At 59.5% G+C, this 20,990-nt stretch carries 17 protein-coding genes; 12 read left to right on the plus strand and 5 right to left on the minus strand.

Going from position 1 to position 20,990, the window contains the following annotated elements; translation table 11 throughout:
• The first annotated feature begins 2 nt into the window (after positions 1-2).
• The 5 genes from ACI2KB_RS24115 (at position 3) to ACI2KB_RS24135 (ending at position 3,981) form a co-directional block, all read left to right on the plus strand.
• The gene (locus ACI2KB_RS24115) at positions 3-428 is read left to right on the plus strand and encodes a hypothetical protein (RefSeq protein ID WP_404638714.1); all 426 of its coding nucleotides are present in this window, start codon (positions 3-5) and stop codon (positions 426-428) included.
• Complete coding sequence (locus ACI2KB_RS24120; protein ID WP_404638716.1) at positions 355-1,029, plus strand: hypothetical protein; 675 nt, start codon at positions 355-357, stop codon at positions 1,027-1,029. The genes ACI2KB_RS24115 and ACI2KB_RS24120 overlap by 74 nt, the downstream gene beginning before the upstream one ends.
• Positions 1,030-1,076: 47 nt before the next feature.
• Positions 1,077-1,298: a hypothetical protein gene (locus tag ACI2KB_RS24125; protein WP_404638718.1), complete on the plus strand. Its 222-nt coding sequence runs from the start codon at positions 1,077-1,079 to the stop codon at positions 1,296-1,298.
• A gap of 1,155 nt (positions 1,299-2,453) precedes the next feature.
• Positions 2,454-2,711, plus strand: coding sequence for a helix-turn-helix domain-containing protein (locus ACI2KB_RS24130; protein ID WP_404638906.1), 258 nt, complete (start codon positions 2,454-2,456; stop codon positions 2,709-2,711).
• A gap of 343 nt (positions 2,712-3,054) precedes the next feature.
• Positions 3,055-3,981 (plus strand): carbon-nitrogen hydrolase family protein, encoded by a 927-nt coding sequence (locus ACI2KB_RS24135; RefSeq protein ID WP_404638720.1) that lies wholly within the window; start codon positions 3,055-3,057, stop codon positions 3,979-3,981.
• Positions 3,982-4,068: 87 nt separating this feature from the next.
• Here ACI2KB_RS24135 and ACI2KB_RS24140 read toward each other — a convergent pair whose 3' ends face one another.
• Positions 4,069-4,548 (minus strand): LEA type 2 family protein, encoded by a 480-nt coding sequence (locus ACI2KB_RS24140; RefSeq protein WP_404638722.1) that lies wholly within the window; start codon positions 4,546-4,548, stop codon positions 4,069-4,071.
• Between the two features lie 58 nt (positions 4,549-4,606).
• Entirely contained in the window at positions 4,607-6,079 is a 1,473-nt protein-coding gene (locus tag ACI2KB_RS24145) for a nucleobase:cation symporter-2 family protein (RefSeq protein ID WP_404638724.1), read from the minus strand.
• Positions 6,080-6,441: 362 nt separating this feature from the next.
• Here ACI2KB_RS24145 and ACI2KB_RS24150 point away from each other — a divergent pair, with 362 nt between their 5' ends.
• Positions 6,442-6,735, plus strand: coding sequence for an ArsR/SmtB family transcription factor (locus ACI2KB_RS24150; RefSeq protein ID WP_404638726.1), 294 nt, complete (start codon positions 6,442-6,444; stop codon positions 6,733-6,735).
• A gap of 140 nt (positions 6,736-6,875) precedes the next feature.
• Complete coding sequence (locus ACI2KB_RS24155) at positions 6,876-8,309, plus strand: NAD-dependent succinate-semialdehyde dehydrogenase (protein ID WP_404638728.1); 1,434 nt, start codon at positions 6,876-6,878, stop codon at positions 8,307-8,309.
• 257 nt (positions 8,310-8,566) lie between these two features.
• On the opposite strand, the gene ACI2KB_RS24160 is transcribed toward ACI2KB_RS24155, so the two are convergent.
• The gene (locus ACI2KB_RS24160) at positions 8,567-9,316 is read right to left on the minus strand and encodes a GntR family transcriptional regulator (RefSeq protein ID WP_404638908.1); all 750 of its coding nucleotides are present in this window, start codon (positions 9,314-9,316) and stop codon (positions 8,567-8,569) included.
• Positions 9,317-9,431: 115 nt separating this feature from the next.
• Between ACI2KB_RS24160 and ACI2KB_RS24165 the strand changes: the two genes are divergently transcribed.
• From ACI2KB_RS24165 to ACI2KB_RS24180, 4 genes are all read left to right on the plus strand, one after another.
• A complete protein-coding gene (locus ACI2KB_RS24165) occupies positions 9,432-10,787 on the plus strand; it encodes an adenylosuccinate lyase family protein (RefSeq protein WP_404638730.1) in 1,356 nt (451 codons plus the stop codon).
• A gap of 263 nt (positions 10,788-11,050) precedes the next feature.
• Positions 11,051-12,352: a cation:dicarboxylate symporter family transporter gene (locus ACI2KB_RS24170; RefSeq protein ID WP_404638732.1), complete on the plus strand. Its 1,302-nt coding sequence runs from the start codon at positions 11,051-11,053 to the stop codon at positions 12,350-12,352.
• Positions 12,349-13,746: a class II fumarate hydratase gene (locus ACI2KB_RS24175; RefSeq protein ID WP_404638734.1), complete on the plus strand. Its 1,398-nt coding sequence runs from the start codon at positions 12,349-12,351 to the stop codon at positions 13,744-13,746. Before ACI2KB_RS24170 ends, ACI2KB_RS24175 begins: the two co-directional genes overlap by 4 nt.
• 83 nt (positions 13,747-13,829) lie before the next feature.
• A complete protein-coding gene (locus ACI2KB_RS24180) occupies positions 13,830-16,193 on the plus strand; it encodes a DNA polymerase II (protein ID WP_404638736.1) in 2,364 nt (787 codons plus the stop codon).
• A 635-nt stretch (positions 16,194-16,828) separates the two neighbouring features.
• Here ACI2KB_RS24180 and ACI2KB_RS24185 read toward each other — a convergent pair.
• Together ACI2KB_RS24185 and ACI2KB_RS24190 are read right to left on the minus strand one after the other, a co-directional pair.
• Positions 16,829-18,160 (minus strand): MFS transporter, encoded by a 1,332-nt coding sequence (locus tag ACI2KB_RS24185; protein WP_404638738.1) that lies wholly within the window; start codon positions 18,158-18,160, stop codon positions 16,829-16,831.
• A gap of 63 nt (positions 18,161-18,223) precedes the next feature.
• Positions 18,224-19,147 (minus strand): amidohydrolase family protein, encoded by a 924-nt coding sequence (locus ACI2KB_RS24190; RefSeq protein ID WP_404638740.1) that lies wholly within the window; start codon positions 19,145-19,147, stop codon positions 18,224-18,226.
• A gap of 222 nt (positions 19,148-19,369) precedes the next feature.
• Between ACI2KB_RS24190 and ACI2KB_RS24195 the strand changes: the two genes are divergently transcribed.
• Positions 19,370-20,941, plus strand: coding sequence for a gamma-glutamyltransferase family protein (locus ACI2KB_RS24195; RefSeq protein ID WP_404638742.1), 1,572 nt, complete (start codon positions 19,370-19,372; stop codon positions 20,939-20,941).
• Positions 20,942-20,990: the final 49 nt, after the last annotated feature.

Here is a 20,990-nt window from a genome sequence, read left to right on the forward strand (position 1 = left end):
AAATGTGTGAATTTTATATAAGGCATAAAACTGATAGGGGTGTCATCTTGATCTGTGATCAAGATTTTAACCCAGTTAAAGAAACTATCGCTGCCGGCCAAAAATTGCAAGATAAGGCATGTTATATATCTTTGGGGGGGTATGTATTTGGCGTCTATCCATCAGTAGAAGGGCCGGTGATGTTTATCGATAGCGAAAAATATCTATTTACTGATGAGCGCTGGGCGGTATCCGTACAACCAGGAAGAGAGATGAACAAAGTCGTTTTTTCTGGATTGAGGTCAAATGATTTTAATTTTGAATATCCTACTGTGAATCTCGATCCGCTAGACCCTTGGTCGGAAGAAGAGTTTGATGATTATTTTAAGTGGTTATCAAAGCAGCGGTCAAATGCTGAGTTTATTCGAATGTGGACGCTCAAAATCTGAAAGCCCAGAGAGAACTCCCATTTTTTTTGGGTGGCTTATCTTCGCTGTTAAACGTGAGCGTTATTTTAGCGGACGATTGAGCTTGCATGTCCCGGCTGATCGACGGTTTGTAATCGAAAAAATTAGTGAAATTGCGTCCTCGCCGGACGATGTCGTTCCAGGCACATTTGCAGGGCAGGGCCCGAATGGACTCAGGGGGGATGTAGTATTTAGAATCAAAGGTGATGACGTTGTAGTGACGAAGCCCAATGGCGCGTTCATTACGACAATGAAAGATGGTATTAATAATCCATCTGTACAATCTGTGCTAAAAGCAGCATGGGAGGAGACAATGGGCGAACTTAGCTGGTTGGGCACGGTGGTCGGGTATCGACTGGTGTCAGTCAAAGGTTTGTTTCACATAGCGGTGTCATCTCTCTCAGATCATGGTGTCCCTGCGATTTCCATGGCGAGCGGAGCTGCAACAGATGAAATGCAGCGCCGCAAAGGCAGGTCACTCAGGACCGTGGAGCGAACCAGGTCAGCATATTCAGACTGCCAACGTCGCCCGAAATTAGGAGATCGGCTATTCGTCTATAACTCGGATGGGATGAAAGCCTAGGATGTAACGTGTACGATGAGTACTATCTCATCACAAGGAGTGTTCACGTGGGCACTGATTTTCGCTATCTAGACACCAACCTGCAGATTACCCAGACGGCATGGGATGATCTCAAAAGCGATAAGAATACGTTTGCTTTTCACGGCGTTATTGCCGCCGCCAAAGACACTATCAGTCGCGGCGGTGCGTTCATCATCTACTGCGAAAGCACATCGGACATTCAGCGCCGGTATGATCGTCTATCGGAACTGGAAGATGAAATCGGCTGACATGTGCCGCCGTATCTGCAGGCAGGAACCTCCATTGAGTTGAGGTCCCTGTCGCGCCGATACAGACCATTCGGCGCGGCCCCGCTCCGATCAAAGGTTATCAATGCTTTGGATGCATCCTCTGGCTTTTTGCCCTCTGCTGTTCACCTACGTCTCAAACCAATTCACGGCTTTATGCCTATCCGTTAGCTGCTGATGCCGATTGGCGGCACCTGGGTGCTATCAATAGCCTATCGATGGCGCGACCGAGAGGGTATAGACCATGTGCCCGGATGGAGCTGCACAGAGTCGCTGTAGGTGCGTGAATCCGCCAGTGACGGCAGTTCTTGCAAACCGCGCGGTGTTGTCATTCCTGGATCTCGTGCAGCCCCAGCCGGATAGCACCTGCCGTCGCTGCCGTATTGATCTACTCATTTCTCTAAAGAACTAGATTCATTTCACCATATTGCAGTCTTTACTGATCAGCGCTGCTAGTGGCAATTCTAACGAGGTCGCTGATCTGCTCTCGTGTGGTGGTTGTGAGTGTCAATCGATGGCTCGTAGGCCTACGGTTCGTCATGGATATCACACCGACGATAAACACGCTACCGAGTGGGATTCTTGAGATCGGTCGCCGCATCGAATATCACCTGTATCAAAGTGGCATTTTCCAAAACCCCTGAACCGGCAAGGGTATAGCATTTGCCACTTTCGACCTCAAAGGACTCACACTGACCGCCCAAGCTGGGGGAGTTGTGAAGAGAGATCCTCCGAACGGGCTCCATAAGCCAACGTCCGGTCCCGTTCATGTGGTCTGGGGTGACAATTTGCACCTGCTCAATCCACCACCGTGAGCTTTTACGCCGGACTAGGGATGCCACGTCCGTTGCATGCTGAATCATCAGCATGTACGCATCCTTATCGAGTGAGCTCTCTCGTACTGCCTTGAGATAAAACCACGGGTACATGAGATCTTGTTCAACGTAGGGCCAGCTTTGTGTTTCAGCGAATCGAAAGTTCGCTTCGTGAGGGAGCTGAACCTCTGAGCTTCGATAGGTAGTAAACATGGCTCCTCCAAAATGAACACTATAGATTGTAGTCCTATAGAGCTCAAAAAGGCTTCATCGTTCCTTTTTGCGGATCTGAAAATTGGAACTGAATATCGCATTTGGGCACGTGCTTCGGGACATCCGTAAGCAGAGGGGACTTACGCAAGAGGATTTCTCGGACATCAGCAGTCGGACCTATTTGAGCACTCTAGAACGCGGGTTGAAGGGGCCGACTATTGACAAGGTAACGCAGCTCGCTGGCGTGTTGAACGTCCATCCAGCAACTCTCCTCGTGGCAACATTTCTAGCTCAAGAGGGTGCAAGTTCTCGTACAGCTCTCTTACAGCGCATTGATGCTGAGCTTGAGCAGCTTGGCATGTGCTAATCGCTGCCGCCCCAATTTGCAGGTCCAGCTTGGACATTGGGATCGATGACTTCCATTGGCTTCAGCTCGCATACAGCCCGGCTAAGAATTTTGGGATTGGAACAGTCTCAGGACCCACCCCCACACTCAGGTGAGATTTGACGATTTAAAGTCCGCCATTTATGTCGGCACCTACGATTAGTACATCAAATGTGTCCGTCCACGGCTAGAAGTCCAAAAAAAGCGTCGTCATCAGGCTTTTGAGGGCTCAAAAATGGCCGAATAGTCCAAAATATCTGTCGGTGCGGGGGTGGGAAGACAATCCGCAACAGCCACTTCACACCATGTTTAAGGAGCTTCCCGTATGGCCAAATCCATCGTTGCCGCATTGCAGATTGGCGCGCTCCCCGGCGGCAAGGCCGACACCCTGGCGCAGATCCTCTCTTATGAGTCGGCCATTCGCGACGCGGGCGCCAGCGTTGTCGTGATGCCCGAAGCGCTGTTGGGCGGCTATCCGAAAGGCGAGATGTTTGGTACGCAGTTGGGTTATCGGCTGCCGGAAGGGCGCGATGCGTTCGCTCGTTACTTTGAGAACGCGATCGACGTACCCGGTGCTGAGACCGATGCGTTGGCGCAATTGTCGGCCCGTACCGGCGCCAGTCTGGTGACTGGCGTGATAGAGCGCTCGGGCAGCAGCCTGTTCTGTACGGTGTTGTTCTTCGAGCCGGAGGGCGGCCTGGTCGCCAAACATCGCAAACTCATGCCCACCGGCACCGAACGGCTGATCTGGGGCAAAGGCGATGGCTCGACGCTGCCGGTTATCGACGCCAGGGCAGGGCGCATCGGTGCGGCGGTGTGCTGGGAAAACCAGATGCCGTTGCTGCGCACGGCGATGTACGCCAAGGGCGTGCAAATCTGGTGTGCGCCGACGGTGGATGAGCGGGAAATGTGGCAGTGCACCATGCGCCACATCGCGCAGGAGGGACGGGTCTTTCTGATCAGCGCCTGTCAGGTTCAGGCATCACCGCAAGCGCTGGGTATTGAGGTGGCGAACTGGCCATCCGATCGTCCGTTGATCAACGGCGGCAGTGTGATCGTCAGCCCGATGGGCGAGGTTCTGGCCGGGCCTTTGGTGGGCGAGCAAGGGTTGCTGACAGCGGAAATCGACACGGATGAGCTGGTGCGTGCGCGCTATGACTTTGATGTGGTTGGTCACTATGCGCGACCGGATGTGTTCGAGTTGGTGGTGGATGAACGGGTGAAGCCGGGGGTGCGGTTCGTTAAAGACTGACATCGCAGATGCACTTTAGCAGTCCGGCTTGCCGGCGGCAGGGGCCGTGAAATCGCCACCGCCGGTAAGCCGTGCTGCTACAGCGTGTCACCAACTTCCGCTTGCCGGCTGCGGCAGGCTCAAGGTTCCACTGTCGTGAAACCGCATGGTGCCGAACAACCCTCCCGCGAGCTTGCCGTGTAGCTCGTAGGGCAGATTGTCCAGGCTCTGCTTCTCCGTCAGCCCAACCGCTTGACGCAAGGCCGCAAACGCCGAGACGGTGACCGGCACGGTCAGCACATCTTCGGAAAACCGGGTGATGGTGCCTTTTTGATCGCTGACGCCTGAGGCCAGAAGCTTGCCGTTGACGTCCAGATTCAACGCGACACCGTCGTATTGAATGTCGGTGTCATTGGGGTTTTGCAGGCGCAGTTTGACGGCGAAGCGAATCTCCAGATCCTGCCCCGGCAGCGGCTCGATACCCACCACGTTGATGTTCAGCGGGTCACGGTTGGGGAAGAGGGCGCAGGCACCGAGCGCCAGGATCAGCAGGCTGAGCAACAGAAAACGGATCGGGTGTCGCGGCATGAATGTGCTCCGGTGGCCAGGTCGGGCAGGGGCGCGAAATGGCCCCTGCCTCTGAAGCCTAGCGGTTCAGTTCTGCGACCGCGCGGGTTGCCAGAGGTTCGGTCTCGGGATCTTGCAGTACCTTGACGGTGGAGGCTTCCGGATCGAACTCGGTCAGTTCTTCTTCCATCGCCTCTTCTGGCAGGAAGATATTGAGAAGAATCGCGCAGAACGCGCCCACGGTGATCGGCGACTCAAAGATGTTGTGCAGCGCCTTGGGCAGTTCACGCAATACCTCTGGCACCGCCGCCACGCCCAGCCCCATGCCGAGGGAGATGGCCACGATCAGCATGTTGCGCCGATGCAGTCCGGCCTCGGACAAAATCTTGATCCCGGCCACCGCCACCGTGCCGAACATGATCAACGTGGCGCCGCCGAGCACCGGTTTTGGCATCAGTTGCAGCACGGCCCCGATGATCGGAAACAGCCCCAGCAGCACCAGAATCCCGGCGATGAAAAACGCCACGAAGCGGCTGGCCACGCCGGTTAACTGGATCACCCCGTTGTTTTGGGCGAAGGTCACCATCGGCAGGCTGTTGAAGGTCGCGGCCATGGCCGAGTTCAGGCCGTCGGCGAGCAGGCCCGATTTGATCCGGCGAATGTAAGTCGGGCCGCTCACTGGCTGCTGCGAGATCATCGAGTTGGCGGTCAGGTCACCGGCGGCTTCCAGCGGCGAGACCAGAAAGATCACCGCGATCGGAATGAAGGCTAAGAGATCGAAGGAAAATCCGTATTTGAACGGCACCGGAATGCTCATCACCGGCACCTGCGGCATGTGGGCGAAATCCACGCGGCCCATGTACCAGGCGACGAGAAAGCCCAGCGTCAGGCCGATGATGATCGCGCTCAGGCGCAGTAACGGAATGTTGAAACGATTGAGGATCACGATGGTGCCCAGCACCAGAGCGGCCAGCCCCAGGTTCGTGGCCGAGCCCATGTCTGGCGCACCGAAGCCACCGGCCATGTCGGTCATCGCCACCTTGAGCAGCGACAGGCCCATCAAGGTGATGATGGTGCCGGTGACCACGGGGGTGATCAGCTTGCGCAGTTTGCCGATGAACTGGCTCAGCACCACTTCGACGAATGCGGCGCAGAAGCACACACCAAAAATGGTCGAGAGGATTTCCTCGGTGCCGCCGCCACGGCTCTTCACCAGAAAACCGGCACTGAGAATGACGCTGAGGAAGGAAAAACTGGTGCCTTGCAGACACAGCAATCCCGAGCCGATCGGCCCGAAACGCTTGGCTTGAACGAAGGTGCCAAGCCCGGACACGAACAGCGCCATGCTGATCAGGTAGGGCACTTCGCTGTCCAGTCCCAGCACGCTGCCCACGATCAGGGTCGGGGTGATGATGCCGACGAAGCTGGCGAGCACGTGTTGCAGGGCGGCGAAGATCGCGGCGGTGAAGTGCGGCCGGTCGTTGAGGCCGTAGATCAGATCGGTTTTGCGCGCAGCGGCACGCGCTGAGGAACTGCTTTGGGGTGTGGTCATGTTTAGCCTGCCAATTGTTTTTATTCGGTCATGGGCTTTGCAGTTGAAGCGGTGCTGACCTGTATACAAAAGCTGTCTAACAGGTCAGGTTTTTCGACTGTACAGCATGTCGACAGGATGAAAAACAATTCATTTGAAAATTGTGTACAAAAGGCAGGCATGGGCGCAGCGCCGGGCAGTCGGAAAAAGGCCGCGCAGAATGCCAGAAAATGTTTCGTTGGTCTGCGATAGACGCTTATCCTGTTGCCGGTGAACCTTCGTACAGCGAAGGGCGTCGAAACTGGCGCGTGTTTTTCGCACTCCCGTTCGCGGCGGGTCTGTTTTCAGACATGGAGGTTTTAACTGAGGCGAATCGACCTGACATGAGCACGGCACAACCCATTCCGATGACTGATCTGCAAGTGGCAGCCATTTCCCGGGCGCTGGCAGACCAGAGGCGCTATCAGATCCTGATGCAGATCGGTGCGAGTCATGAAGCGGTTCCCTGCGCAGAAATCCTCAAGGTGCACCCGGTCAGTGCCGCGACGGTGTCCCATCACACCAAAGAGCTGGAAAGGGCAGGGCTGATCACCACGCTGCGCGAAGGCAAGTACGCCAGTTTCAAGATTCAGCGCGACACCTTGCGTCGCTACGCGCAGCAACTGATGCAGATATGAATGCCTGATTGCGTTATTAAATTATATGTATAAGACATCGTACGACATTGCCTTGACCCTTACTGGCATATGCCCATAAATTGGCTGCCCTCGCGTTTCCCATTCTCCCGTCTTCTGCAGGCGCACTCGGAGTTTTCTTTATGTACCCAGACGTTCAGCTGTATATCGATGGCCAATGGCGTGCCAGTGAAAACGGCCGCACCCTTGACGTGATCAACCCGGCAACCGGCGACACGCTGGGCACCGTGGCCCACGCCGACATCACCGATCTGGACAAGGCCCTGGCCGCTGCCGAGCGCGGCTTCGAAACCTGGCGCAACACCCCGGCCTATGACCGCTACAAAATCATGCAGAAAGCCGCGAATCTGTTGCGCGAGCGCGTCGACAGCATCGCCAGCATCATGACCCAGGAACAGGGCAAGCCGCTGGCCGAAGCGCGCATGGAAACCCTGTCTGCCGCCGACATCGTCGACTGGCTGGCCGAAGAGGGGCGTCGCGCCTATGGCCGTCTGGTGCCGTCGCGCAATGTCTCGGTGGAACAGAAGGTGATCAAGGAGCCGGTCGGTCCCGTTGCTGCGTTCACACCGTGGAACTTCCCGATCAACCAGGTGGTGCGCAAGCTGTCGTCGGCACTGGCCGCCGGTTGCTCGATCATCGTCAAGGCCCCGGAAGAAACCCCGGCCTCGCCTGCCGAACTGATTCGTGCGTTCGTCGATGCGGGCGTTCCGGCCGGTGTGATCGGCCTGGTGTTTGGTGACCCGGCGCAGATTTCCAGCTACCTGATCGCTCACCCGACCATCAAGAAAGTCACCTTCACCGGCTCCACCCCGGTGGGCAAACAATTGGCCGCGCTGGCCGGTCAGCACATGAAGCGCGCCACGATGGAACTCGGCGGCCATGCCCCGGCACTGGTGTTCGACGACGCCGATCTGGACCTGGCCGCGCGCACGCTGGCAGGTGCCAAATTCCGCAACGCCGGGCAAGTCTGTGTATCGCCGACGCGGATTCTGGTGCAGCGCGGTGTGTACGAGAAATTCATCGAGAAGTTCGTCGGCCTGACCCATGAAGTCAAGGTCGGCAACGGTCTGGAGCAGGGCGTGACCATGGGGCCACTGGCCAACGAACGCCGTGCTCCGGCGCTGACGGCACTGGTCAAGGACGCCTGCGACAAGGGCGCGAAACTGGAAGTGGGCGGCAAAGCGGTGGACGGTCCTGGTTATTTCTTCCAGCCGACCGTACTCAGCGGCCTGACCACCGACATGCGCGCGATGAGCGAAGAGCCGTTTGGCCCGCTGGCGCTGATCGTGCCGTTCGACACCGTTGAGGACGCCGTCAAAGAGTCCAACCGTGTGCCGTTCGGTCTGGCGTCGTACGCGTTCACCACCTCGATGAAAACCGCGCACATTCTCAGTACGCGCATCGAAGCGGGCATGCTGTCGATCAACCACCAGGGCATTGGTTTGGTGGAAGTGCCGTTCGGCGGGATCAAGGATTCGGGCTATGGCTCGGAAGGGGGTACCGAAGCGATCGAGGCGTATCTGAACACCAAGTTGGTGACGGTGTTTAACCTTTGATAATCCGGTAAGGGTGACCCCGGCGTTTTCGGGTCCACTCGATTATTGTGGGAGCCGGCTTGCTGGCGAAAGCGATGAGTCATTTACGATGAGGGTGAATGACACCCTGCATTCGCCAGCAAGCCGGCTCCCACAGGTTTGGCGTCGAATAAAACGTATGGGTCCGACCGGGTCATTGTGGGAGCCAACTGAGTGGCGAATGCGGTTTACCGGGCAACATAGAATCTTCCACACATCTAAGCAGCCGTATCGGGTTGTTACAGGTCCAGCGATACGCCACGCTTCTCACGCTTCATCTGCATCACCAAGGTAAACCGGTCATCCGGATATACCGTCTCTGACACGGCAATCAACCCGCCCTGATCATCCCGATACTGGCGCACGATATTCAGTCCCAGCGACCCCGCTGCGGCATTCAAGCGCGCCGCCAATTCTCCATTCAATTGCACAGGCCGGACCTGCTGGTCCACCGCATCGATCCGTCGCCCGAATTCCCGCTCGATCAACGCTGCGATCAATTCACCGGGGCACTGCTCAGCCAGGGGAATGACCTCGGCGTACATTTGATCGGCATACACATCGGTCCAGCACAACGGCGCATTGCGCTGACCCACGTCGACCTTGATGCTCGACATACAAAAGCAATGCGACCCCGGTTCCAGCCCCAGACGCCGCGCCTGGGCGATGTCAGCGACGAAATGCCGGACCTCCTGAATGTCACGAATGTGCGTTTCGGCCACGTGCACCAGATCGGCCACCGAGGCCAGTGATTGCGAGTAGCCGCCGCTGGGTGTGGCGGCCTCGACGCGGGTGCCGACCCGCTTGCGCCGCGACACCATTCCCTGATTCTGCAACTGCGTGATCGCCGCGCGCACGGTGTGACGGCTGACGTCATACAGCTCGCACAGCTCGAATTCCGTGGGCAGTAAGGAACCCACCGGGTAGCGCCCGCTGCTGATCCTTTCCATCAGGTCACTGGCGACCGCGGCGTAACGCGTTTGATTGATGCCTTCCATCGAGCTCTCCCCACAGCGAGTTGACAGTGTATCAGGGCAGCGGGTAATAATTATGTACGGACATAATTAATATGTACGGCCAATAACAACATTTGAGACCCTTTCCATGTCCACTACCGTTTTTGACTCTGCGCTGTTCCGCGACATGTTCGGCACCGCCGAAATGCGTGAAGTGTTCTCCGACAAGGCGCTGATCGAGCGTTACATCGAAGTCGAAGTGGCGCTGGCCCGCGCCGAAGCCCGCTGTGGCGTGATCCCGGCCGAGGCCGCTGAACAGATCGCCGCCAAGGCCACCTTCGAATCGCTGGATCTGGCGCTGATGCAGCACGAGACCGAAATCGTCGGTTACCCGATCCTGCCGTTGGTCGAGCAGTTGTCGAAAACCTGCGGTGAGGCCGGGCGCTACGTGCATTGGGGAGCCACCACTCAGGACATCATGGACACTGCCGTCGTCCTGCAAGTGCGCGCTGCGTTGAAGCTGGTCGAGCGTGATGTGCAGGCCGTTCGCGGGCTGCTGGCGGGGCTTGCGCAGAAATACCGCGACACGCCGATGGCGGGTCGCACCCACCTGCAACACGCCTTGCCGATCACCTTCGGCTACAAGTGCGCGGTGTGGCTGAGCATGTTCGACCGTCACGCCGAGCGTCTGGTGGAGCTGCGCCCACGGGTGGAGGTGGGCCAGTTCGCCGGTGCCGCCGGGACCCTGGCTTCGCTGGGCGACAAAGGCCTGGAAGTGCAGGAGGCGTTGATGGCCGAACTGGGCCTGGGCGTGCCGCAAGCCACCTGGCACGTGGCCCGTGACGGTCTGGCTGAAACCCTGAACTTCCTCGGGCTGGTCACCGCGTCGCTGGGCAAGGTCGCACTGGACGTCATGATGATGATGACCAGCGAGTTGGGTGAAGCCTACGAGCCGTTCGTCAAAGGCCGCGGCGCCAGCAGCACCATGCCACAGAAGCGCAACCCGATTTCCTGCGAGTTGATGTACGCCGCCGCCAAAGGCGTACGTCAACAGGCGGGCCTGATGCTCGACGCCATGATTCAGGACTTCGAGCGCTCCACCGGTCCGTGGCAGGCCGAATGGATCGCCATCCCGGAAGCCTTCGCCCTCAGCGCTGCCTCGCTGGGTCAGGCGAAATTCATGCTTGCCGGGCTGGAAGTGCGCCCGGAGCGCATGCTGAAAAACCTCAACATGACCCAGGGCCTGATCGTCGCTGAAGCCGTGATGATGGGGCTTGCACCTGCACTGGGTCGTCAGTTGGCCCACGACGTGGTGTACGCCGCCTGCCGCGTGGCCAACGACGAAAACATCAGCTTGCTGGACGCCTTGGTCGCGCAAGGCGCGGTCACGGAGCGCCTTGATTTGGCCGAACTGCAGCGTCTGACCGATCCGTGCAACTACCTGGGCCTGGCGCCGCAAATGGTTGATCGCGCCTTGGCCCAGGAAGGCTCGGTCAAACGCTGATTCATTACGCCACACGCAAGACCCTGTAGGAGCCGGCTTGCTGGCGAAGGCGTCAGATCAGCCACAACTTGGGTGACTGACCCACCGCATTCGCCAGCAAGCCGGCTCCCACCGGTCCGTGGCTAAACAAGAGGTCTGGATTCGCCGCGATCATTGTGGGAGCCGCCTCTGGTGGCGAATGCGGTTGACCCACCAACATAGAATCTTCCACAACTTGTTTAACGGCTCGACTTCTGCCTCATAAAAACAACGAGAGCGCACACATGTCTTCTACCGGTAAAAAACCGTTTTACCGCGACCTGACCTTTCAGGTGGTCGCGGCCATGTTCCTCGGGATCGCCTTTGGCTTCATCGCCCCTGAAACAGCGGCCAGCTTCAAGGTCCTGGGCGATATCTTTCTCAAACTGATCAAGACTGCCGTAGCGCCGCTGGTGTTCTTCACGGTGGTCCACGGCATCGCCTCGGCAGGCGATATCAAGCGCGTCGGCAAGGTTGGCCTGCGCGCCTTGATCTACTTCGAAGTGCTGTCCACGGTGGCTCTGGCCATCGGTCTGATCTGGGGCAATGTGCTGCAGATCGGTTCGAGCATGCACGACGCTCATCCGAGCAGCGCCACAGCCGCCGCGGCCAGTGCTGCCGTCGCCAAAGGGCATGGCCCGGCCTCGACGATGGACTTTATCTACGGCATCTTTCCCGACAACTTCGTCGGCGCCTTTGCCGGTGGTCAGTTGTTGCAGGTGTTGGTGATTTCCGTGCTGTTCGGTTTCGCGCTGCTGGCCCTCAAGCCTGAGCGACGTGCCGTGATCGAAGAGGGCCTGAGTCGCATCTCTGAATGCTTCTTCGAGTTCATCAACCTGATCATGAAGTTCGCCCCGCTGGGGGCATTCGGCTCGGTGGCCTACGCAGTGGGCAGTAACGGTACGGCGGTACTGATGTCACTGGCCAATCTGGTGCTGATGTTCTACGTCGCGGTGTTCTTCTTCATCTTTGTGGTGCTGGGCATCGTCTGCCGTCTGGCGGGTTTCAGCCTGTGGCGTTTCCTGAGCTACATCAAGGACGAGATTTTCATCGTATTGGGAACCGCGTCCTCTGAAAGCGCGTTGCCACGTCTGCTGCAAAAGCTGGAGAAATTCGGCTGCTCCAAACAGAGCGTTGGCCTGGTACTGCCCACCGGTTATGCATTCAACCTGGATGGCACGTCTATTTATATGTCCCTGTGCGTGCTGTTCATCGCCAATGCCTACGGCGTGCCGCTGAGTTGGGAGCATCAACTGGGGATCATCGCCATCATGCTGGTGACGTCCAAGGGCGCAGCGGCGGTGTCGGGCGGCAGCTTCGTGGTGTTCGCCGCGACCGTGACAGCGGTGGGCGTGTTGCCCGCTGAGGGCTTGGCCTTGCTGTTCGGTGTGTATCGCTTCATGTCGATGGCCATCGCCACCTGCAACACCATTGGTAACAGCGTCGCCACCGTGGTGGTCGCCAAGTGGGCAGGGGAGTTCTCCGAGCAGACCGCCCGCGAAGAATACCGCCGCGAGTTGGGCCGTGCGCCGGGGGCCGCGCTATGAGAGACGTGCGTGTGGAACACGATGCATTCGGTCCGGTGCAGATTCCCGCCGAGCGTTATTGGGGGGCGCAGACGCAACGGGCGCTGGAGGTCTTCGGTGATCACGGCGAGCGTTTCACACCGGGGCTGATTCACGCCTTTGGTCTGCAAAAGCTGGCGGCAGCGCGAGCCAACAAGCGCCTCGGCACGCTGCCCAATGAGCTTGCTCTGGCCATCGAGCAGGCCGCCGTGCAGGTTAGTGAAGGAGCGTTCGACGCGCATTTTCCGCTGACGGTCTGGCAGACCGGCTCTGGTACCCAAACCAACATGAACGCCAACGAAGTGATCGCTAACCTGGCCAACCTTGCGTTGGGGAGCGAGTTAGGGAGCAAGCACCCGGTGCATCCCAATGACCACGTCAACCGTTCGCAGTCGTCCAATGACAGCTTTCCCACCGTGATGCATGTCGCGGCGACGTTGCAACTGCGCGACCGGCTGCTGCCCGCGCTAACCGGGTTGCACGAGGCATTGGCTGAGAAAGCAGAGGCGTGGGCGCAGGTCCTGAAGATCGGTCGCACCCACATGATGGACGCAGTGCCGATGACCCAAGGGCAGGCGTTCGATGCCTTCGCGCGGCAAATCGGCCACGGCATCGGGCGCATCGAAGCCTGTCTGCCTCGCCTGCGAGTGCTGCCCCAGGGTGGAACGGCGGTGGGATCGGGCCTCAATGCGCCGAAAGGGTTCGATCAGGCGTTCTGTGAAGAGCTGAGTCGCGTCACGGGCGAGCCGTTTACGCCCAACCCGAGCAAGTTCGAAGGCATGGGCACCCACGATGCGCTGGTCGAGGTGTCGGGTGCACTCAACGTGCTGGCGGTGTCGCTGAGCAAGATTGGCAACGACATCCGCCTGCTGGGCTCCGGCCCTCGTTGCGGTTTGGGCGAATTGCTGCTGCCGGACGATGGCCTGACCTCATCGATCATGCCCGGCAAGCGCAATCCGACCCTCGCCGAAGTGTTGGTACAGGCGGCGATGCAGGTCATGGGCAATCACACGACCATCACCATCGCCGGGGCGTCCAGCACGTTTGAGCTGAACGTCGCCAAACCGGTGCTGATTCACAACCTGCTGCAGTCCATTGGCGTGTTGGCCCATTGCGTCGGCATCTTCACCGAGAAGCTGATCAAGGGGCTTGAGGTCAATCGCCGCCAGCTCGCGCAGAACGTGGAAAACGCCTTGCTCATGGCCACGGTGCTCAACCCGGTGCTGGGCTATGACCGGGTCGCACAAATCACCCGCAAGGCCGCCGATGAGGGGCTGTCTCCCAAAGCGGCGGCGGTGGCGCTGGGCTACATGACGGCGCAGGAGTATGACCGTCGTGTGCGGCCCGAGTTGATGGTGCAACCGAGTGGCGAGTGACCCGGCTCAGGCACATAGCGGGCTTTCCTGAGCCGATCCCCGTAGAATCACGCCTCGGTGATTGAGTTTTCGAGGCGGCAGCAGTGGATGTACAGCAGGGCTTTGTCCTGACCCGGCATTGGCGTGACACGGACGCGGGCACGGAGGTCGACTTCTGGTTGGCCACCGATGACGGCCCGCGGCATGTCCGCCTGCCGCTTCAGACGTCGACGGCGTTCATTCCGGCGTTACATCGCGAGCGTGCCGAAGCGGTGTTGCGTCAGGAGAGCCATGTCGAGCTCAGGCCCCTGCAATTGTGTGACTTCCGCCATCGGCCGGTGTTGGGGCTGTACACCCGACAGCACCGGCAATTGATGAATCTGGAGCGAGAGCTGCGCAAGGCCAGCGTCGATGTCTACGAGGCTGACGTGCGGCCGCCCGAGCGCTATCTCATGGAGCGCTTCATCACCGCACCCGTGCAGTTCAGCGGCCAGCCCGATGCCAGCGGGGTCTGGCTCAACGCGCACTTGAAGCCTGCGCCTGATTACCGCCCTCGATTGAAACTGGTCTCGCTGGACATCGAAACCACCGAGCGCGGCGAGCTGTATTCCATCGCTCTGGAAGGCTGTGGCGAGCGTCAGGTGTACATGCTCGGCCCGCCTAACGGCGATGCATCGAAGGTAGATTTCTCGTTCGACTATTGCGACAGCCGCGCAGCGTTGCTGGAACGCCTCAACGACTGGATGGCCCAGCATGACCCTGACGCGATCATCGGCTGGAACCTCGTGCAGTTCGATTTGCGGGTGCTGCACGAGCATTCTCGACGCCTCAACGTGCCCTTGCGTCTGGGGCGCGATGGCGAGGCCATGGGCTGGCGCGAGCATGGGGCGCGTAATAACCATTTCTTCGCTTCGGCAGCAGGGCGTTTGATCATCGATGGCATCGAGGCCTTGCGTTCGGCGACCTGGAGCTTTCCCTCCTTCAGTCTGGAAAATGTCGCGCAAACCCTGTTGGGCGAGGGCAAGTCCATCGACAACCCTTACCAGCGCATGGACGAAATCAATCGCATGTTCGCCGAGGACAAACCCTCGCTGGCGCGCTACAACCTCAAGGATTGCGAGCTGGTCACGCGGATTTTCGAGAAGACCGAACTGCTGACCTTTCTTCTGGAGCGCGCGACGGTCACCGGCCTGCCCGCCGATCGCAGCGGCGGTTCGGTGGCCGCGTTCGAGCATTTGTACATGCCGCTGATGCATCGCCAGGGTTTTGTTGCGCCGAATCTGGGCGAGCGGATGCCGGAGGCAAGCCCCGGTGGGTTCGTCATGGACTCGCGGCCTGGTTTATACGAGTCGGTCCTGGTGCTGGATTACAAGAGCCTGTATCCCTCGATCATTCGCAGCTTTCTCATTGATCCGGTGGGTTTGATCGAGGGCCTGAAGCACCCCGACGACCGCGATTCGGTGGAAGGCTTTCGCGGCGGTCGTTTCTCCCGGACCCGGCATTGCCTGCCGTCCATCGTCGCGCGGGTGGCCGAAGGGCGCGAAGCGGCCAAGCGTGAACGCAACGCGCCGTTGTCGCAGGCGTTGAAAATCATCATGAACGCGTTTTACGGCGTGCTGGGTTCCAGTGGTTGCCGCTTCTTCGATACCCGGCTGGCATCGTCGATCACGATGCGCGGGCATCAGATCATGCGCCAGACCCGCCAACTCATCGAAGCACAAGGGTACGAGGTGATTTACGGCGACACCGATTCCACCTTTGTCTGGCTGAAACGACCCCACGGCCAGGACGAAGCGGCGCAGATTGGCAAAGCGTTGGTCAAGGGCGTCAACGACTGGTGGCGCGAGCACTTGCGTGACACATACCGTCTGGAAAGCGCGCTGGAGTTGCAATTCGAGACCCACTTCAAACGTTTCCTGATGCCGACCATTCGTGGTGCGGAGGAGGGCAGCAAGAAGCGTTATGCGGGGTTGGTCACCCGCGCCAACGGCGAGGACGAAATGGTCTACAAGGGCCTTGAAAGCGTGCGCACCGACTGGTCGCCGCTGGCCCAGGTGTTTCAGAAGGAGTTGTATCAGCGCATCTTCCAGCGCCGCCCCTATCAGGATTACGTGCGCGATTACGTGCGCAAGACGTTGGCCGGGGAGATGGACGACCAGTTGGTCTACCGCAAGCGCCTGCGCCGGGCGCTGGACGACTACGAGCGCAACGTCCCGCCCCATGTGCGCGCGGCTCGCATCGCCGACGATCACAACCGCCAGCAGGGCCGCCCGCTGCAATACCAGAACCGGGGCTGGATCAGCTACGTCATCACCGTAGCGGGCCCCGAACCGCTGGAATGCCGCAGCGCGCAGATCGATTACGACCACTACATCACCCGGCAATTACAGCCCATTGCGGATGCGATTTTGCCCTTTGTCGACGATGATTTCGGTACGTTGATTGGTGGGCAGATGGGGTTGTTCTAGTCGGCGCTTGGTGCTTGGCTCTTGCTTCTGCTCTTCATACACAAATAGCCCAAACACCGCCGAATGCGACTTGGGTGCAGGCTGACAAAAACTTGGTCCTTGCATGGGGGGCATATCCATTGGCGTAGGTGACGCTTAATCACCTTTCCGCTTTTACAGCGGGTAACTTTTTCTTTCGGGAAAAAGTCACCAAAAACCATTGCTCCTGGTTTGGCCCGGCTGCGCCGGGTCCCCTCACTCCGGCGCCGCTCCGTGGGCACGCGAGGGATGGCCATCCATGGCCACCTCGCTCTCGCCGCATCCCTGCGGCTCAACCCACTCCACGACACCTGCGCTCAGCCAGCACCCAAGTCGCGTCCGGCGGTGTCTGGGCTATTTGTGTATGAAGGGCAGAAGCAAGAGCAGAAGCAGAAGCAGAAGCGAATGTTGAATTTGTGCAACCCTGTGGGAGCCGGCTTGCTGGCGAAAGCGTCTGGTGCGTTATCAGTGCGTTGCCTGACCCACCGCCTTCGCCACCAAGGCGGCTCCCACAAGTGCGGTGTCAAACAAAAGGAATGGAATGGATCCGCCCCGATCACTGTGGAGCCTGCTCACACGTATTGTGCCTGGAGCCTACGTTAGCTTTTTCGGCCCCGTCACAGTGCCGGGGCTTTATTCACCAGTTTCGCAGGCACCGTCAAAATCAACGCCCCACCCACCACCAACACAATCACCATCAACCACACCGCCGACTCCGTATTGCCACTCAACTGCTTGGCATAGCCCACCAGATACGGTCCGAGAAAACCGGCCAGGTTGGCGAATGAATTGATCAGCGCAATCCCCGCCGCTGCCGCAGCGCCGCCCAGCATCGCGGTGGGCAGGTTCCAGAACAACGCCGGGGTGGCGAGAATGCCCATGTTGGCGATGCACAGCGCCAGAATGCCCAGTACCGGGTCCTTCTGCCAAATGATCGACAGCGCCAGGCCGATGGCACCCAGCGCATAGAGCAGCACCAGATGCAGGCGGCGCTCGCCCGTGCGATCGGAACTGCGGCTGACCAGCACCATGCTGATCACGGCAAAAATACTCGGCAACGCGGACATCAGGCCGATGGTCAGGTCGTTGTGCACGCCCATGTTGCTGATCAGCGTCGGCATCCAGAAGCCCAGACCGTACATCGCGAAGATGTCGCAGAAGAAAATCAGGCTCAGCACCTGCACGTGCCTGTTAGCGAACAGTACCCGCAGTGGCATGTGGCTCTTCTGACCGGACTCGGCATCGATGAGGCCTTGCACGTGCTGCCGTTCTTGCGGGTCGAGCCATTTGGCCGATTGCACGTTGTTGTCCAGCTTGGTCAGCACCAGCCCGGCGATCAGCACGGTGGGAATGGCTTCGATGATGAACAGCCATTTCCACGCGGCCAGGCCCCAGACACCTTGCATGGTTTGCAGGATCAGGCCGGACACCGGCCCGCCGATGAACCCGGCCAGCGCCAGCGCGATGTAGAAGACGCCCATGATCCGGCCACGGCGCTGGGCCGGGAACCAGAGGGTCAGGTAATAAATGACGCCGGGGATGAAGCCCGCTTCGGCGACCCCCAATAGAAACCGCACGACATAGAATTGCCACGGCGAACTGACGAACATGGTCAGTGCTGAAATGATGCCCCAGGTCGCCATGATCCGGGCGATCCACAGTCTCGCGCCGACCTTGTGCAGAATCACGCTGCTGGGGACTTCGAAGAAGAAATAGCCGAGAAAGAACACCCCGGCGCCGAACCCGTATACCGCATCGCTGAAGCCCAGCTCCTGAGCCATGTGCAGTTTGGCGAAACCGACATTGACCCGATCGATCGACGCTGCCAGATAACCGAGCATCAGGATCGGCAGCAGGCGCCAGGCGATTTTGCGAAACAGCCTGTCTTCGTAGGTGGCAGCACCGGCCACCGTCCCCACGGTGGGGGACGCGCTTTGTGTGGTGTTCATGTCTTGACCTTTATTGTTGGCGTTATTGGGCGTCGAAAGCTCGCATCCCGCGAGCGAGGGGTGTCACATCCGATAAAAGCGGCGCGCGTTGTGGGCGAAAATGGCGTCGACGGCGGTTTGGTCCAGATCGTTCACGGCGGCCAGTACCCCGTTGAACAATGTGTCGAATGAGGCGCTCAGTCCGGACACCGGCAGGTTGCTGGCGAACACTGCGCGCTCCGTGCCGAAGATCGACACCGCCTCGCGCAATACCTGAGCATTGGAAATCGGGTCCCAGCGCCCGCCGCGCAGGCCCAACTCCGACAGCTTGACGTAAACGTTGGGCGCGTCCGCCAGTGCCTCCATGCCCTTGCGCCACAGGGCCAGCCCTGAAGGGGACCGATCCAGTGGCAGGCCGGTGTGGTTGAGCATGATCGCGATGCCGGGAAACAGCTTCGCCACTTCAGCGGCTTCCTGCAGGTGCCAGAACGGCACACGCAAATCCCAAGACAAGCCAAACCGCTCCAGCTTCGCCAGCCCGTCAAGCCAGGCCGGGTCCTGCAGCGAGCCGGATTGGCCTTTTACCGAACCCGCCGGATCGGCTGCCGTCACCGGCTTGGAGCGAATGCCGCGCACCTCGGCAAAGGCGGTGTGCGCGATCAGCACATCCAGCAGATCGGGCTGAAGAAACGAGACATGAGGGACCAGCACCGATGGCAGGCCACTGCTCAACCGTAACTGATGCAGCCAGCGGGTTTCGTCCACTTGTTGTGTCCGAGCGCGCTCGGCCTCGATGTGCACCGTGCCGACGATTCGATAACCCTCGGTGTCGGCGCGATAATCGTCAGGCAGATAATTACGTCGCAGCTGTGCATAGGCCCCGAGAAAAAAACGCTCGCCCAGATAGCCCTGTTGCAACCAGGGGTAATTGCCTTGGGACAAGTCCCAACAATGGTGATGAGCGTCGATCACCTCGATGGCCCGCGGATCGCGACGGTCGAGGTTCATGGTCTGCACGCAGCGGTGCGAGAAGGAGAGCGGGGCATGGAAAGGGCCTCGATGGCTGACTTGTTGTTATGGCCCCACTATGGCGGGCGTGGTCAGGTCGAACCAATGAGTATTTGCGACCCATAGATAACGGTGGGTTATCGCAAACGGGTTAGGCATAGCTCTTGCTTTGCTAGCTAATAATTTTTATTTGGCTAGCAATATAAAGAGGAACCTCTAATCATGATCGCCACGTCCTGCCGCGCCGTCATCACCACTCCTCACACCGAAGCCAGTGCCGCCGGGCTGCGGATTCTGGAGGCGGGCGGAACGGCGATCGATGCGATGCTGGCGGCCAGTGCGATGCTGAGTGCTGTATTCCCGCACATGACGGGCCTGGGCGGCGATGCCCTCTGGATGATCCATGAGCGCGAAGTACGCACCATCGTGGGGATCGGGCAGGCGGGAATGCGCTTGCCTGAAGCAGGGAGCATTGGCGTGCGCGGGCCGAGTTCGGTGGCTAGCACTGCGGGCGCCTTGGCCAGTTGGCAAACAGCAGCGAACATCAGTCGGCACCAGTGGGGTTCGCGATTCGGCTGGGCGGATCTGTTGAGCGACGCAGCGCAGGTGGCCGATGCAGGTGTGACGGTTTCGCAGTCGCAGTTGTTCTGGCAGACCTTGCGTCAGCCGTTGATCGAGCAGTTGCCGGACGTGTACCGCTTGTGCCGAGTCGACGGACGCTGGATGCGCGAGGGCGATGTGCTGCGTCAGCCGGAGCTGGCCAACACGCTTCGCCACCTGGCGCGCCATGGCGTGGAGGACTTTTATCAGGGTGAACTGGCGAGTGCCTTTGGCGAAGCTTTCGTGCGTTTGGGTTGTGGTTTGAGCACGGCGGACTTGCGCGTCACGCAAGCGCCAGAGGTGGCGCCGATTTCCGTGCGTTATCGGGAGGGCCGCTTATTCAACGTCGCGCCGCCAAGTCAGGGCCTCTATACGTTGCAGGCCTTGGGGGCGTTGCAGCACAAGCCGTTCGACGGCATCGAGAATGGCAGCGCGGCGTACTATCACCGACTGGTCGAGGCCATCAAGCAGGGCCTGTTGCGACGCAACGCCGAGCTGTGCGATCCGGCCCGTGCCGATTGGGATTTTGCTGCGAGCCTGTCACCCGAGGCCCTCGCAGGTTACGCCGCGCACATCGATGATGAACGCGCTGCACCGTGGAACGAGCCGGGGCGACCCGCCGACACCATCTGGATGGCCGCCACCGATACTGAAGGGCGCACGGCGTGCCTGATTCAGAGCCTGTTTCACGACTTCGGCTCGGGCTGCATTCTGGGCGACACCGGGGTGCTGTGGCAGAACCGCGCTGCCGGTTTCAACGCCGATCCTGCGCACGTCAACGGCTGGGCGCCGGGCAAGCGTCCGGCCCACACACTCAACCCTTCCTGCTACCTGGCCGACGACGGTCGCCGTTTCTTTTTCGGCACCCAGGGCGGCGATGGTCAGCCGCAAACCCAGATGGTGCTGGCCAGCCAGTTGATCGATTACCGTCAACCCGTCGACCGGGCGCTGCGCATGCCGCGTTTCCTATTGGGGCGCAGCTTTTTCGACAGCACTGACAACCTGAAGCTGGAAGGCGACATCAGCCCTGAAACTGCAGTGGGACTGGCTGATTTGGGCCACGAAGTGGAAATGATTCCATCGCTAAGCCCGATGACCGGGCATGCCGGGGTGATCAGCGTGGACCGCGACGGTTTTCTGCACGCGATGCACGATCCCCGTGGCGAAGGCCTGGGGTTGGGGCTGCGTGACTGAAACGCTTCACGTCGGGTTTGCCGTGTCTCGGGCGCTGGCGGATAATGCC

It is taken from the genome of Pseudomonas sp. NPDC088444, assembly GCF_044900175.1.
Lineage (GTDB): Bacteria > Pseudomonadota > Gammaproteobacteria > Pseudomonadales > Pseudomonadaceae > Aquipseudomonas.